At 59.5% G+C, this 14,421-nt stretch carries 16 protein-coding genes; 10 read left to right on the top strand and 6 right to left on the bottom strand.

The window, feature by feature from the left end:
- The first annotated feature begins 100 nt into the window (after positions 1–100).
- Together BLLJ_RS06425 and BLLJ_RS06420 are read left to right on the top strand one after the other, a co-directional pair.
- Positions 101–853: a sigma-70 family RNA polymerase sigma factor gene (locus tag BLLJ_RS06425; RefSeq protein ID WP_007057260.1), complete on the top strand. Its 753-nt coding sequence runs from the start codon at positions 101–103 to the stop codon at positions 851–853.
- On the top strand, positions 853–1,173 hold the full coding sequence (locus BLLJ_RS06420; RefSeq protein WP_007055264.1) for a hypothetical protein: 321 nt from the start codon (positions 853–855) through the stop codon (positions 1,171–1,173). Before BLLJ_RS06425 ends, BLLJ_RS06420 begins: the two co-directional genes overlap by 1 nt.
- Before the next feature lie 72 nt (positions 1,174–1,245).
- Here BLLJ_RS06420 and BLLJ_RS11620 read toward each other — a convergent pair whose 3' ends face one another.
- The 3 genes from BLLJ_RS11620 to BLLJ_RS06410 form a co-directional block, all read right to left on the bottom strand.
- Entirely contained in the window at positions 1,246–1,320 is a 75-nt protein-coding gene (locus BLLJ_RS11620) for a 50S ribosomal protein bL37 (protein ID WP_003817083.1), read from the bottom strand.
- 118 nt (positions 1,321–1,438) lie between these two features.
- Entirely contained in the window at positions 1,439–2,383 is a 945-nt protein-coding gene (locus BLLJ_RS06415) for an aldose 1-epimerase family protein (protein WP_007057264.1), read from the bottom strand.
- Between the two features lie 124 nt (positions 2,384–2,507).
- On the bottom strand, positions 2,508–3,464 hold the full coding sequence (locus BLLJ_RS06410; RefSeq protein ID WP_007054437.1) for an aldose 1-epimerase family protein: 957 nt from the start codon (positions 3,462–3,464) through the stop codon (positions 2,508–2,510).
- A 269-nt stretch (positions 3,465–3,733) separates the two neighbouring features.
- On the opposite strand from BLLJ_RS06410, the gene BLLJ_RS06405 reads away from it, so the two are divergent.
- Positions 3,734–4,747 carry a 4-hydroxy-3-methylbut-2-enyl diphosphate reductase gene (locus tag BLLJ_RS06405; protein ID WP_256337108.1) on the top strand — a complete coding sequence of 338 codons (1,014 nt, stop codon included), beginning with the start codon at positions 3,734–3,736 and terminating at the stop codon, positions 4,745–4,747.
- Between the two features lie 39 nt (positions 4,748–4,786).
- Here BLLJ_RS06405 and ybaK read toward each other — a convergent pair whose 3' ends face one another.
- The 3 genes from ybaK to BLLJ_RS06390 all read right to left on the bottom strand — a co-directional run bounded on the left by ybaK (position 4,787) and on the right by BLLJ_RS06390 (position 7,414).
- Positions 4,787–5,296, bottom strand: coding sequence for a Cys-tRNA(Pro) deacylase (gene ybaK / locus BLLJ_RS06400; RefSeq protein WP_007054439.1), 510 nt, complete (start codon positions 5,294–5,296; stop codon positions 4,787–4,789).
- 93 nt (positions 5,297–5,389) lie between these two features.
- Positions 5,390–6,448 (bottom strand): type I glyceraldehyde-3-phosphate dehydrogenase, encoded by a 1,059-nt coding sequence (gap, locus tag BLLJ_RS06395; protein ID WP_007052589.1) that lies wholly within the window; start codon positions 6,446–6,448, stop codon positions 5,390–5,392.
- A 240-nt stretch (positions 6,449–6,688) separates the two neighbouring features.
- Entirely contained in the window at positions 6,689–7,414 is a 726-nt protein-coding gene (locus BLLJ_RS06390; protein WP_007054441.1) for a thiamine diphosphokinase, read from the bottom strand.
- Positions 7,415–7,515: 101 nt separating this feature from the next.
- Here BLLJ_RS06390 and BLLJ_RS11165 point away from each other — a divergent pair, with 101 nt between their 5' ends.
- From BLLJ_RS11165 to BLLJ_RS06360, 7 genes are all read left to right on the top strand, one after another.
- Positions 7,516–7,731, top strand: coding sequence for a hypothetical protein (locus tag BLLJ_RS11165; protein ID WP_162094057.1), 216 nt, complete (start codon positions 7,516–7,518; stop codon positions 7,729–7,731).
- Complete coding sequence (locus BLLJ_RS06385) at positions 7,667–8,650, top strand: spermidine synthase (protein WP_225090007.1); 984 nt, start codon at positions 7,667–7,669, stop codon at positions 8,648–8,650. Before BLLJ_RS11165 ends, BLLJ_RS06385 begins: the two co-directional genes overlap by 65 nt.
- Before the next feature lie 284 nt (positions 8,651–8,934).
- Positions 8,935–9,657: a translation initiation factor IF-3 gene (infC, locus tag BLLJ_RS06380; RefSeq protein WP_032682519.1), complete on the top strand. Its 723-nt coding sequence runs from the start codon at positions 8,935–8,937 to the stop codon at positions 9,655–9,657.
- Complete coding sequence (gene rpmI, locus BLLJ_RS06375; protein WP_007052593.1) at positions 9,638–9,832, top strand: 50S ribosomal protein L35; 195 nt, start codon at positions 9,638–9,640, stop codon at positions 9,830–9,832. Before infC ends, rpmI begins: the two co-directional genes overlap by 20 nt.
- A 52-nt stretch (positions 9,833–9,884) precedes the next feature.
- Positions 9,885–10,268, top strand: coding sequence for a 50S ribosomal protein L20 (gene rplT, locus BLLJ_RS06370; protein WP_007052594.1), 384 nt, complete (start codon positions 9,885–9,887; stop codon positions 10,266–10,268).
- Positions 10,269–10,337: 69 nt separating this feature from the next.
- Entirely contained in the window at positions 10,338–11,264 is a 927-nt protein-coding gene (gene xerD, locus BLLJ_RS06365; RefSeq protein ID WP_032743318.1) for a site-specific tyrosine recombinase XerD, read from the top strand.
- 127 nt (positions 11,265–11,391) lie between these two features.
- A complete protein-coding gene (locus tag BLLJ_RS06360) occupies positions 11,392–14,238 on the top strand; it encodes an ABC transporter ATP-binding protein/permease (protein ID WP_013582810.1) in 2,847 nt (948 codons plus the stop codon).
- Positions 14,239–14,421 lie beyond the last annotated feature (183 nt).

Here is a 14,421-nt window from a genome sequence, read left to right as displayed (position 1 = left end):
TCGACCACGATATGGGCACATGATTTGATTAGAATGGTGAACCGTGACGACAAGCGAAGCAACTACGCAATCCGGGCAGTCAGCCGGATCGGGCGAGTCCATGGCAGCCAAGCGCGCCAGATTCGAGCAGCTCGCCATGCCCGCCGTCAATGCACTGTACCGGCAGGCGATGAGGCTGACCAACAATCCCGATGACGCGCAGGATCTGGTCCAGGACACCTTCGAACGCGGGTTCAAGGCCTTCGACTCATTTCAGCCGGGCTCCAACTTCGAGGCGTGGATGACCACCATCGAGCGCAATGCCTACTTCAACCAGTATGCCAAGGCCAAGCGGCGCCCGCAGCGTGCCAACGACTCCACTGGCGAATACGACGATTGGGACATTTACGATGCCGCCGAACATACGTCGGACGGGCTCAAGTCCGCTGAAGAGGAATATTTGGACGCCTTCGCGCCCGAGGAAATCATGGCCGCGCTCGCCAAACTCTCGCCGGAACGCCGGCAGGTGTTCATCGACGCCGCCATCGACGGCAAGTCCTACCAGCAGGTGGCCGATGAGCAGGGCGTGAAAATCGGCACGGTAATGAGCCGCCTGAATCGCGCCCGCACGCAACTCAAGCGTGAGCTCGCCTCGTATGCGAAAGAGCGCGGGTACGTGACTGGTTCGTCGGCTGGTTCACCATCCGCGAAGTTGAGCGAAAACGTTGGTCGAATCGCCGATTCCGGCCATAATGAAAGTAGTGAACAAACTGTTGGTAGCAATGGCGACACGCAAGCCGTAGTGAGACATAGTCATGCGACTGGCGCCCGCACGCCACAACAGTCAAGCAAGCTTTCGGGAAAGGAGATCTGATGAACGATCAGCCGGTAGAGCGTACTCGCCATATCTCCATAACCCGTACGGCGGCCGATGGCACGGTAAGCCAGACCGAAGTGCATATCACGGCGGTGCATCATCGTTCAGTAGATACCGGCTCGGCCGCTGCGTCGGTCCAGACAGACGTGCATATCGTTACGGAGGGCGACTGTTTTGACCCCCGTACCTGCTGCGACGAGCGTGAACAGGCGTTGATTGCCGCGTTGCGTGCCTACTTGCGCCCGGATGTGGCGCCCGAATGTCTGATGGCCCGGCTCAAGGCCACGCTTGATCACTGCTGCGGGGAAGATAAGTAACGACATATACAACAAGGCCCGTCTGATGTATCATCAGACGGGCCTTGAGCGTTCTATAAGAAACGCGAAGAATCAGGCGTTAGGACGCTTGCCGTGGTTGGCGGCCTTCTTACGACGATCCTTGCGCTTACGTCCGCGCATGCCCATGATGGACTCCTTTGCTGCAGTAAAAAAATAAGCCTTCGGAATTATGCCACATAAGTACGACGTGATGCAACACGTGTGTCCATGTGGCGATGATCGTCAGGCTTGGTTATTCGGTTTTTCAGATTTGTTCGGCGTGGAAGGTGACCACGGTGGTGTAGTCATCGCCCGGCTCGAGCACAACCAGATCCTTGCCGGTGCGGAAGGCGTCGGCGTAGGCGGTCATCGGTTCGACGGCCACGCCGGCCTGACGAGCCTTCTCGCCGATTTCGTTGCCGGTGCACACCTGCCAGGAGTTGATGGTCTTGTCGCCGGTCAGCGTGACCTTGATGCCGTCGGGGCGGGTGAACGCGGCGGAAGTGCTGCCATCTTCACCGCGGTTGGTGATATCGGTCCAGGCATCGTCGAAGCCACGTCCCTCCAGCGTGGGGTTATCGCGCAGGTCGAAGATGCCGGAAACCGGCTCTTCGCCGGTGGGCAGCAGGTGTTCGTCTACGGTCACGTGGGTGTCGCAGTGCAGCTCAAGACGGCAGGGCTCGTTGTCGGCGGTAATGGCCTGACCGGTGGCGTGCTTGCCGTTGGCCAGCCACGGGTGGATGCCAAATGCCCACGGTGCCTTCACGCTGTCGTTGTTGTGCACGGTGAAGGTTTCCGTGAGACCGTTCTCGTCAAGTGCATAAGTGGCGGTGATGGTGATATCAAACGGGTAGCCGGCGATGTCGGGGGAGCGCCAGGAGAGCGTCACGTGTGATTCCTGCAAATCAACGAGCTCCCACATGTAGCGGTAGGCATAGCCGTGCAGGGAGGATTGGCGGTCGAACTCGTCGATCGGCATCTGGTAGTCTTCGCCATCGAAAGAATACTGACCATTGGTCACTCGGTTCGGGTACGGTGCCAGCACCCAGCCGTTGCAGCAGGGAATGACCTTGTTCGGGTCGAAGGGGACGATGAGGTCTTCGCCGCGCCACTTCAGCTCGCGCAGGCTGGCACCCAGTTCGGTGACGACGGCACTCCATTCGCCGGACGAGATGACATATTGGTTACCAGTGCGAGGCTTCAAAGCCATAGTGCACACTCCTTTGTGGAACAAATTGTTATCGCTCACAATCGTATCGCATAAGTCCCAAGACGCGGCGGCACATAAGGATAAAAAATTGGCTCCCCTCTGGAGGGGAGCCAGCGTAACAGAACTACTTCTGGACTACTTCGTAGCGGACCACAGTGGTGTAGTCGCCGTTGGGGGCGAGCGTCACCAAGTGGTCACCAGTGCGGAAGGCATTGGCCGGGGCGGTCATCGGCTCGACGGCGATGCCATACGGATGCTCGGCGAACGGTGCGCCAGTGGCGGTGTAGCACTGCCAAGCATTAATCGTCTCATCGCCAATGATTTTCACTTCGATACCGTCCGGGCGGGTGAATGTGGTGGTGGTCGTACCATCGGCGGCACGCTCCACGTCAACCCAGGCATCATCAAAGGCTCGGCCTTCGAGCGTCGGGCCATCGTTCAGGTCGTAGATACCGGTAACCGGTTCGGTGCCGGTGGGAATCAGCGCCTCGTTCACCGTCACATGACTGGCGGCCTTAATCTGCAGGTGGCAGGCGGCGGAGTCGGCATCGCGTTCGGCGGCAGTTGCGCCCTGCTTGCCGTTGGCCAGCCACGGATGCAGGCCGAGAGCCCACGGTGCCGGTTCGTCGCCATCATTGCGGGCATTGACGGTCGCGGTCATGCCGTTGTCGCCGAGTTCGTAGGTGACGGTCACGGTCACATCGAACGGGTATCCGTCCAAGTTGGGGAAGCGCAGCGAAAGCGTCACGGCGCTATCGGTCAACGATTCAAGCTTCCACATGTAGTGGTAGGCGTATCCGTGGTTCGCATTGTTGCGCGGTGCGGGATGATATTCGTTAACCGGCGCGCAGTAATGCTTGCCATTGAAATCGTATTCGCCGTTTTCGATGCGGTTTGGCCACGGGGCCAGCACATAACCGTTACAGGTGGGGGTCAGGTCGTTGACGCCGAACGGGCAGAAAATTTCCTTGCCTTGATAATCGAATCGGCGAATCTTGGCGCCGAGTTCGCAGATGACGGCGGAATAATCGCCATAGTGAATCGAATACTGATTTCCGGTGCGTGGTGTTTTACTCGTCATGGAATCACTCCCGTAGTGAGGTTGGTGGGCCGGTAGCTCCTGCTATCGCTGGCCCCAGTCTAGCGCGTCTCCTCTATCGAGGCGGGGATTGGCGATATGCGGCATATAATAAACAATTCGTATAAACACGGTAGCAATACGTGGAGTGACGAGTCTCACACCATCATGCGAGAAGCACGTGGATTCCTTGGAAACCGGTGATTTGTGGGAGACGCGGAAAAGTTGTGACGGCAGATTCCTGTAATCCCTGCCTTACACTGGAAAACACTATTGACGTTCAGGAGGTTCCGATGACCAAAAGCGTTGTGCTCGCTGATCCGCGAGGCTTCTGCGCGGGTGTGGACCGTGCGATTCTTACCGTACAGACCATTCTCAAAGCCGCGGAGGCTTCCGGAAAGCGGACGCGCGAGGATGGGCTGCCCCCGGTATATGTGCGCCGGCAGATCGTGCACAACAAGCATGTGGTCGAGGACTTGGCCGGGCAAGGCGCGGTGTTCGTCCAGGAATTGGCGGAGATTCCGGATGCTGCTGCCCAAGCGGGTATTCCGGTGGTGTTTTCCGCCCATGGCGTATCTCCGGTAGTGAAGGCGGAAGCCGAACGTCGTGGCATGCATGTGGTGGATGCCACCTGCCCTCTGGTGGGTAAGGTGCACCGTGAGGTGCTGCGTTTCGTGCGCGAGGGGTATGAAATCGTCTATATCGGGCATAAAGGTCACGATGAAGCGGTCGGTGTAGTGGGGGAGAGCCCCGAACACGTGCACTTGATCGAGCATGAATCGGATGTCGATTCGCTGGATTTTGCGCCCGACACCAAGCTGGTGCTGCTCTCGCAGACCACGTTGAGCGTGGACGAGACCGCCGATACCATTGCCGCGCTGAAGGCCAAATTCCCTTGGATTCAAGAGCCGCCGAGTTCGGATATCTGCTATGCCACGTCGAATCGTCAGGCTGCGGTCAAACTGGTGGCCCAGCAGTCCGATTGCGTGGTGATTGTCGGATCGGCCAACTCCTCGAATTCCGTGCGACTGATGGAGGTGGCGCAGGAGGGCTTGGGGGAGCGCGGCAAAGCGTATCGCGTGGATGATGCCAGCGAGCTTGACCCGGCATGGTTCGTGGGTCTGGAATCCGTAGGTATCTCCTCGGGTGCCTCCGTACCGGACGAACTGGTGTCCGGTGTGATTGACGCTCTGCAAAACTTGGGTTTCACCGGTATGAAGTCCGTCGAAACCATCAAAGAAAACATGCACTTTGTGCTGCCGGCGGAGTTGCGCAGGAAGAAGTAGTCATTCTTGGCTCCCCTCCGTGAGGGGAGCCAAGAACGGTCACCACGTGCCGATTGGTGCGGCAACGGCGTTCAAGACCTTGAGCAGGTCCTGTGGATTCACGCCCACAGACAGGCCTCGCTTGCCGCCGGAGACCAGAATTTGGTCGAATTGCAGGGCGCTTTCATCCAACACAGTCTTATGACGTGTCTTCTGGCCTAACGGCGAGATGCCGCCAACCACATAACCGGATTCACGCATCGCCACCTTGGGATCGGCCATAGAGGCCTTCTTGGCACCTACGGCTGCAGCCAAGGCTTTCAAATCCATATGACCGCTCACCGGTACCACGCCCACCACGCGTTCGGCACCGGTGTCCGCCATCAACGTCTTGAACACCTGATGCTCGTCGAAGCCGAGCTTGGTGGCCGCCTCCACGCCGTAGCCGTCATCCATATGGTCGTTGGAGTGCTCGTATTCGTATACGTGGAATTCCACGCCCGCCTTCTCCAGTTGGACTGTCGCCGGAGTGGAACCCGCGCCCTTATCATGCTTGCTTTTCTTTGCCATGATTACCGTTCTACTACGAAGAAACCCCCGCACAAGGCGGGGGTCTCACAGCTTAGTTCTCAAACGAACCGTAGCGGCCTAGACCGCAATGGTTCACTCGGAGATCTCAGCGAAGTACAGCAGGGTACGGATCATGTTGGAGGTGAAGCCGTACTCGTTGTCGTAGAAGGACACGGTGCGAGCCAGGGTCACGCCATCAATGGTGTTGACGTCGGTCTGGGTCGGGTCGAACACGCCACCGTGGGTGTCGCCGAGGATGTCGGAGGAGACGATGCCCTCATCGTTGTAGCCGTAGTAATCGGTGTCGGAGAAGGCAGCCTTGAAGGCGGCGTTGATCTCGTCGGCGGTGGTCTCGGTGTTCAGAACGGTGGTCAGCTCGGTGACGGAGCCGTCCGGAACCTGGACGCGCTGGGCGTGGCCCTGCAGCTTGCCGTTCACGGACGGAACGACCTTGCCGATGGCCTTGGCAGCGCCGGTGGAGTGGGCGATGGTGTTGATGGCGGCGGCGCGCAGGTTGCGGCCGGTCTTGGTGCCACGCGGGCCATCGAGCAGCATCTGAGTGCCGGTGTAGGCGTGGATGGTGGTCATGAAGCCGGCCTTGATGCCGAACTTCTCGTCCAGCAGCTTGACCATGGCGGCCATGGAGTTGGTGGTGCAGGAACCGGCGGAGACGATCACGTCGGAAGCCTTGAGGATGTCGTGGTTCACGCCGAACACAACGGTCGGGGTGGTGTCATCCTTGGCCGGGGCGGAGATCAGGACCTTCTTGGCGCCAGCGTTGATGTGAGCCTGGGACTTCTCGGCGGAGGTGTAGAAGCCGGTGCACTCGAGCACGTACTCAACACCGTCGTTCTTGACCCACGGAATGTTGTTGGCGTCCTTCTCGGCGTAGACCTTGTATTCCTTGCCGTCGACGATGATGGAGTCTTCGGTGGCCTTGACGTCAACCGGAGTGCCATCGTCATGACGGAAGGTGCCGTGGGTGCTGTCGTACTTCAGCAGGTAAGCCAGGGTAGCCGGGGTGGTCAGATCGTTGATGGCGGCAACTTCAATGTCACCAGCCTGGCCGCCGCGAGCCTGCAGCTCGAAGATGCGACGGAAGGCGAGACGACCAATGCGACCGAAGCCGTTGATACCAATCTTAACTGTCATGTAATTCTCCCTTGTAGGGTGGCCTTGGCGCGCTTTGGCACACCGGGCCATTGTTTACCAACAGTTGCTACTGTAATGCCGACTCTGTACACATGGCAACGTTTCAGCGTGCGTTTTGGGCAAAAATGCCGTATTTTCTGTGAGCGCTCACAATTCGGATTGCCCGCAACCGACATGTGATTTTTCCTCTCCTTTGGAGGAATGTCTCGAATCATCATGAGCAAGCGCGCGGCATGCAAGTCAGCGAACCAGCAGCTTGGACACTGCGGTGTCCAGCTCGCCGATATCGCCGCCAAATTCGTGGAATCGACTCACCTGAGGCAACGCCACCTCGATGGGGAAGGTGACGATCAGTGTGCCGTGCTCCACGCTGATGGCCGCGTCCACGCCGTCGCGGAACTCGTTGCTGACCCCCTGCACCACCGTATTGGTCAGCGTGCCGTCTTTAAGCTCATATTTCAGCCCCGGCTCGTTCACGCCAAGCGAAACATCGGAGTGGGAGAACGCAGACACCATGCGGCCGTCCTCGGGCACCGGATGCGCGGGGAACGAAAGCCTACCATCGGTGATGGCCGTGACGATGAGCCCATCACCATACAGATACCCGCTTGCCCCATGCCGGGCCAATAATGCCATCAGTTGAATGCCGGAAATCGTATGGTCAATGCGGCCGCCCAAACCGCCATAGACATGGAATTCGCGGCAACCCGCCGACCAACCGACCTTCAGCGCGGAGAGCATGTCCGGATCGTCCTTCAGCGCGGGCAGCGCGATGGTGCGCACATCGGTGCGGGGCGGCCGGCCCTCCAGCGAATCGAAGTCGCCCACCACCACATCGGGCACGATACCCAACTGGCGCGTATGGTCGAGCCCGCCATCGGCCGCAATCACATACGCGCCGGCCGGCACCACGGGCGTGCCCGCATAGTATTCGCCCGCACCAAAAATCACGCATACCTGAGTCATGATGCCTACTGTAGCCGGTATCCACCCATCGGCCGGGAAAATGCTGATAGGCTACGCATCAGAACAGTAGTCGATAGGCGCACAGGCAGGGGAGCGGAGCGATGGCACAGATCACCGAGGCAAGCGAACGGCCGATTCTCAAATCAAAGATATTCCTCTACATCACCGAATTCTTCTCCGGCATGTCCGCTGATCTACTTCATCTCGATCAAGGCCAAGCGCATCGCCTGCGTGGTCAGCGCCGTGATCTTCGTGGCCACGTCCTGTGTCTCGCCCCTGACCGGCTTCGCGTTCTGGGAAACCAACCTGGCCTATGAGGGCGAGTCCATCTACAACTACCTGCAGGTCAAGAACCTCTCCGACCGCACGATCCTGTCCACCAACGTGCTGTTCGGCGTGCAGTCCGTCACGATGAAAGACAAAGGACTGACAGGTATGTACTACGACACGGCCCTGGCTGCGCCGGCGCTCGCCGACAATGCCAATTCCGCGCTGATCCTCGGCATGGGCACCGGCACCTACGCCCGCCAGCTGAAGCAGTATTATCCGAAAATGAACATCACCGGCGTGGAGATTGACCAGAAGATCACCGATCTGGCCGGCGAATACTTCGATGAGCCCGCCGACATCCCCGTGACCACGTATGACGGCCGAGCCTGGCTCGCCGCCTCGCATGACAAGTACGACGTGATCATGGTCGATGCGTATCAGGACATCACCATTCCCTTCCAGATGAGCTCCACCGAGTTCTTCACCATGGTCAGAGAGCACCTGAACCCCGGCGGCGTGATGGTGGTGAACATGAACATGATCTCGGACGGCCAAGGTTCGATCAACGAGGCGTTGAGCGATACCATCGCCAGCGTGTTCGGCAATGGGAACACACTGACGGCCGACGTGCCGAACACCACGAACCGTGAACTGTTCGCCAAGAAGCCGGGTTCCGGCTCCGAAGAGAACTCCATGCAGCAGGCCTCCAAGGCGCTCAACCTGCGTGAGACCACCTACGAGCGCACCGGCAGCGAAGATCTCGAATGGTATATGGAAGAGGTCGCCTCTCGATTCCGGAAGGTGAACGAACCGGACTCAGCGTCGACTATTCTCACCGACGACAAGGCGCCGGTCGAAGTACTCGGCATGCATGCCATCGATCAAATCATCGCCGATGAGGCCGGCCCATATCGGCAGATTCTCAAAGACGAAGGCTTCGGCGGTCTGCTGCGCGCCGTGCAGTAGGTTCGACACACGGACCGCGAATGTCCGGGCGTATGGTAGACTTTCTATTTGGCTTGAGAAATCAAGAAAGCGGGGCAACCCCACCTGGAAGCCTTTCAAGGCCTCGGGTTCAAGGCAAACAGCCTAGCGATTGCGATATACAACGCGTAATCAGGAATGACGCAAAGAACTGATATGCGTCTGCAGAAGCTGAGCGCATATTGGCGCGGGCTTTGGCTTGCCATGAACCCAAAGCATTGAACAGGACTCCAGCAAAGGCCCTCGCCACGGAATTGAAGTAGAGGATTGGAGTCATCATCAGCGACGAACCACGTATTAACGACGAGATTCGCGTCCCGCAGGTACGCCTGATCGGCCCGAAGGGCGAGCAGGTGGGCGTCATCGCGACTTCCGTCGCGCTGAACCTGGCCAAGGAGGCAAACCTCGATCTCGTCGAGGTGGCCCCGAACGCGAAGCCTCCGGTCGCCAAGCTCATTGATTACGGCAAGTTCAAGTACAACGAGAAGATCAAGGCTCGTGAAGCTCGCCGCAACCAGAGCACCGCGGAAATCAAGGAGATTCGTTTCCGCCTGAAGATTGACGACCACGATTTCGACGTGAAGAAGGGCCATGTGACCCGCTTCCTTAACGGAGGCGACAAGGTCAAGGTCACCATCATGTTGCGCGGTCGTGAGATCTCCCGCCCGATTGGTGGCGTGGAACTGCTGCAGCGTCTGGCCGACGATGTCGAGGAATACGGCACCGTCGAGTCCAAGCCGAAGCAGGAGGGCCGCAACATCATCATGACCCTTGCGCCGAAGGGCAAGAAGGTGCACACCCAGTCCGAGCAGCGTCGTCGTGGCGCCGAGTCCCGCGCCGAGCGTCAGGCTCGCCAGGCGGCTCGTCTCGCGGCCAAGCAGGAGTCTCAGGCTCAGGCCGCGGCCGACGCGCAGTCCGCGATTTCTCAGAAGACTTCCGACAAGAAGCAAACCAGCAAGGAGGGCAGCAATGCCGAAGATGAAAACTAATTCCGCCGCTTCCAAGCGCGCCAAGATCACCGGCACCGGCAAGGTGAAGCATGTCGGTTCCGCCATGCGCCACAACCTCGAGCACAAGTCCGCTCGCAAGCGCCGTGAACTGTCCGCCGACGATGTGCTGCGCGGCGGCCAGGCCAAGAAGCTGCACCAGCTTCTGCAGAAGTGAGCATAGGGCTTACCCGGAAATAACAAGACTTTAGAAAGCTGAGGAATAGATTATGGCACGTGTCAAGCGCGCAGTGAACGCCCACAAGAAGCGTCGCGTTGTTCTCGAGAGGGCTTCCGGCTACCGTGGCCAGCGCTCCCGCCTGTACCGCAAGGCCAAGGAACAGCTGCTGCACTCCTTTAACTACAACTTCCGTGACCGCAAGGCTCGCAAGGGCGACTTCCGCAAGCTGTGGATCCAGCGCATCAATGCTGCCGTCCGCGCTGAGGGCATCACCTACAACCGCTTCATCCAGGGCCTGCGTCTCGCCGGCATCGAGCTGGATCGTCGCGCTCTGGCTGAGATCGCCGTCTCCGACCCGGACACCTTCAAGACCATCGTGGACGCCGCCAAGGCCGCCCTGCCTGAGGACGTCAACGCTCCGGTTGAGGCCTGATTGCTTGAAGTCGTGACTTCACACTAGAAACCCCGCTTCCGAGCGGGGTTTCTTTGTACCATGGGCACTATGACCAACGGATTCACCAGACTCACCGAGCAGTTCCTCGTCCACATCGGCGTGGAGCGAGGGCTCGCCACGGCCACCGTCACCGCCTACGAATCCGATATCGCCAAATACATTGATTGGCTCGAAACCCGCGGCATCCACGAACCGGACGCCATAACCAAACAAGACGTCGAAGACTACATCGCCGCCCTTGACCAGGCGGGGGAGTCCGCCCGCTCCAAAGCCCGAAGACTGGCCTCGATCCATGAATTCCATCGCTTCGCGCTCGGCCAGCACGCGGTGACTGCCGACGTTTCTGCCGCAGTCAAGGCACCCAAAGGTGCCAGCACCCTGCCTGACGTACTCACCGTGGACGAGGTAACCCGTCTGCTCGACGCGGCGGCAGCCGGCGGCTCAACCGATCCGGTGGTATTACGGGACAAGGCCCTGCTCGAATTCATGTACGCCACCGGCTGCCGCGTCTCGGAAGCCACCGGTGCGAATCTGGACGACATCGACCTGGACGAGCACATCGCGCGACTCATGGGCAAGGGCTCCAAGCAGCGGCTTGTGCCATTGGGCAGTTACGCATGCCGGGCCATCACCGCATACCTCAATGCGGGGCGTGGCGAGTTGGAACAGCGCTCCAGCGCCAAGATTCCCGAGAGGCGCGCACTGTTTCTCAACAAACGCGGCAAGCGCATCTCGCGGCAATCGGTATGGGAAATCGTCAAAGCAACCGGGGAGCGGGCCGGCATCACCAAACCACTCCATCCGCACACCTTGCGCCATTCCTTTGCCACGCACCTGATCCAAGGCGGCGCGGACGTGCGCACCGTGCAGGAACTGCTCGGGCACGCCAGCGTGACCACCACGCAGATCTACACGCACGTAAGCCCTGAAACCCTGATCGAAACGTATCTGACCTCACATCCCAGAGCGCGGTGAGACACACCATTTTGCGACGCGTCCGCCCATAGCGGAATCGCGGCGGGGGAGCACCAAAGTCGGCCGGAAATTCAAGGCGTGACAATACAGTACATAACAGCGAACCGTCAGCCAGGAAGAGGTATTCATGCTGCAGATCAAATCGATCTCGAAGCGCTATAAAACCGGTGATTTCGTTCAGCAGGCGCTTGACAAAGTCAGCCTGAACCTACGCGACAGCGAATTCGTCGCGATTCTGGGTCCCTCGGGTTCCGGCAAGACCACCTTGCTCAACATCATCGGCGGCCTCGACCGGTATGACGACGGCGATTTGGTGATCAACGGCATCTCGACGCGCCAATACAAGGATCGCGATTGGGATTCGTACCGCAACCACACCATCGGCTTCGTGTTCCAGAGCTACAATCTGATCCCTCACCAGACGATTCTGTCGAATGTCGAACTCGCGCTGACGATTTCCGGCATCGGCAAGGCCGACCGTCGCGAACGTGCGCGCAAGGCGCTGGAGAAGGTCGGACTCGGCGAACACATCAACAAGAAGCCAAACCAGCTGTCCGGCGGCCAGATGCAGCGCGTGGCGATCGCCCGCGCACTGGTCAACGACCCGGACATCGTCCTGGCCGACGAGCCGACCGGCGCGCTCGATTCGGACACGTCCGTGCAGATCATGAACCTGCTCAAGGACGTGGCCAAGGACCGCCTCGTGGTCATGGTCACCCACAACCCCGAACTTGCGGAACAATATGCCACGCGCATCGTCAACCTGCGCGACGGCGTGATCCGCTCCGACTCCGACCCGTTTGTCGTGGATGAGACGGCCGAACAGCCGGCCGTGTACAAGACGATGGGCCGCGCGTCGATGTCGTTCGCCACGTCGCTGGCGTTGAGCTTCAACAATCTGAAAACCAAGAAGGCGCGCACCCTGCTGACCTCGTTCGCCGGCTCGATCGGCATCATCGGCATCGCGCTGATTCTATCGGTGTCGACTGGCGTGAACACATACATCAGTGACATCCAGCGTGACACGATGACCGCCTACCCGATCACCGTCGACTCCCAGACCTTCGACCTGAGCAGCATGATGGGCGGACAGATGGGCGGCGATGGCGGATACGGCGGCAAGACGCACAAAACCGACGGCATCTACCCGGACGACCGCAGCGTCAAGCAGGCGTCCAGCCTGACCAGTTCGATTACCGAAAACAACCTGACCCGCTTCAAGAAATACCTGGATAATTCCAAGAGCGAGATTCACCAGTATGTGGGTTCCACCGGCATCCAGTACACATATGACGTGAAATTCTCCGTGTTCGACCACGACCCCGACGGCACGCTGGTCAATGCGGACGGCGTGACGATCGGATCCAGCGACTCTGCCTCGATGGCCTCGCAGATGGCGTCCACAAGCTCGTCCGGCATGTCCGGCACCTCGTCGATCACCTCGCAGCAGATGTCGATGCTGACCGGCAAAACCGATGAGAACGCCGCGCCCGACTCGTTCAACGAGATCATGCCGGGAGCGGACGACAGCAAGCTCGTAGGCAAGGTTATCACCGACAACTACCAGGTGGTCAACGGTTCATGGCCGAAGTCCAAGGATGAAGTGGTGCTGGTGCTTGACGACAACAACAGCGTGCCGCTGACCACGCTGTACGAGCTCGGCCTGCTGCCCGCCTCCGATTACCACGAGATGATGTCCAAGCTCAACGCCGGCGACAAGGTCAGCACTCCACAAGACAAGATCGACTATGCTAAGGCCCTCGATCAGACGCTGTACATGATTCCGGCATCCGACCAGTACGTCAAGGGCGATGACGGCCACTACCGTTTCATCGGCAACGACAAGGACGAAATCGAACAGCGCCTCGAAACGGCCACCAAACTCAAGGTGGTGGGCGTCGTCAAGGCGAAGAAGGATGCTTCGGCCACGCCGTTGGCCGCTGGTGTGGGGTACGCGCGCGCTCTGACCAATGATTTGATCGACCGTGCGGCCTCCAGCGCCATCGTTACCGATCAGAAGGCCAACCCGAACACGAACGTGCTCAACGGCATGACGTTCTCGCCCTCGGACGATGCCACCAAGGTGGCCGACGCGCGCACCTACGTGGCTTCGCTGGGCGTGACGCAGAAGGCGAACATGGCCAAGTCGATGATGAGCGCCGGGCAGCAGTCCGGCACGGGCACATCGGACGCCGCTGGTGCTGGTGCTGCAGGTGTCGCTGGCGCGGCGGGTGCCGGCGATCAGGCCGCCGCCATGGCCGCGATGAGCGAACAGCAGCTCGCCGACAGTTTCGACGCGTATATCGCCACGGCTTCGAACGACGTGCTTGTCGCGATCTACGACCAGTACGTGTCGACCGGCACCTACGACGACAACCTCGCCGCATTCGGTGTGGTGAGTCGTGACGCGCCCAGCTCGATCAACATCTACGCCGACAGCTTCGAAGACAAGGACCACATCGCCGACGCGATCACCGACTACAACAACACCGTCTCGAAGAAAGACAAGATCACCTACACGGATTACGTTGGGCTCATGATGAGTTCGGTGACCACCATCGTCAACGTGATTTCCTACGTGCTTATCGCGTTCGTGTCCGTCTCGCTGATCGTCTCCTCGATCATGATCGGCATCATCACCTACATTTCGGTGCTGGAGCGCACCAAGGAAATCGGCATCCTACGCGCAATGGGTGCCTCGAAGCACAACGTATCCCAGGTGTTCAATGCGGAGACCGGCATCATCGGCCTATGCTCCGGCCTGTTGGGCGTGGGCTTGACCGTGCTGCTCAATATTCCGATCAACGCCGTGCTACACCACTTCATCGGCAATGCGGACGTCAATGCCGCCCTGCCGGTGACCGGTGGCGTGGTGCTGGTGATCCTAAGCGTGGTGCTCACGCTGATCGGCGGCCTGATTCCCTCGCGTAAGGCAGCCAAGCAAGACCCGGCCACCGCACTGCGCACCGAGTAAGCGCATCGACATAGTACGAGACGAGATCCATAAACCTCGGAACACTGGAATACCAGCGGCAAAACGGTGTTCCGAGGCGAGCCCGGCGAGTACATTAGGATGGGCGAGCAGGTATTCCCGACAAAGGGGGCGAGGGCAACGATGGACGACTGGCGAGATACCCGCGATAAAGACAGCGCATTC

The organism is Bifidobacterium longum subsp. longum JCM 1217 (genome assembly GCF_000196555.1).
Taxonomy (GTDB): domain Bacteria; phylum Actinomycetota; class Actinomycetes; order Actinomycetales; family Bifidobacteriaceae; genus Bifidobacterium; species Bifidobacterium longum.
The sequence above is the reverse complement of the archived record's forward strand: the minus strand, read 5'-3'. Positions and strand labels throughout refer to the sequence as shown.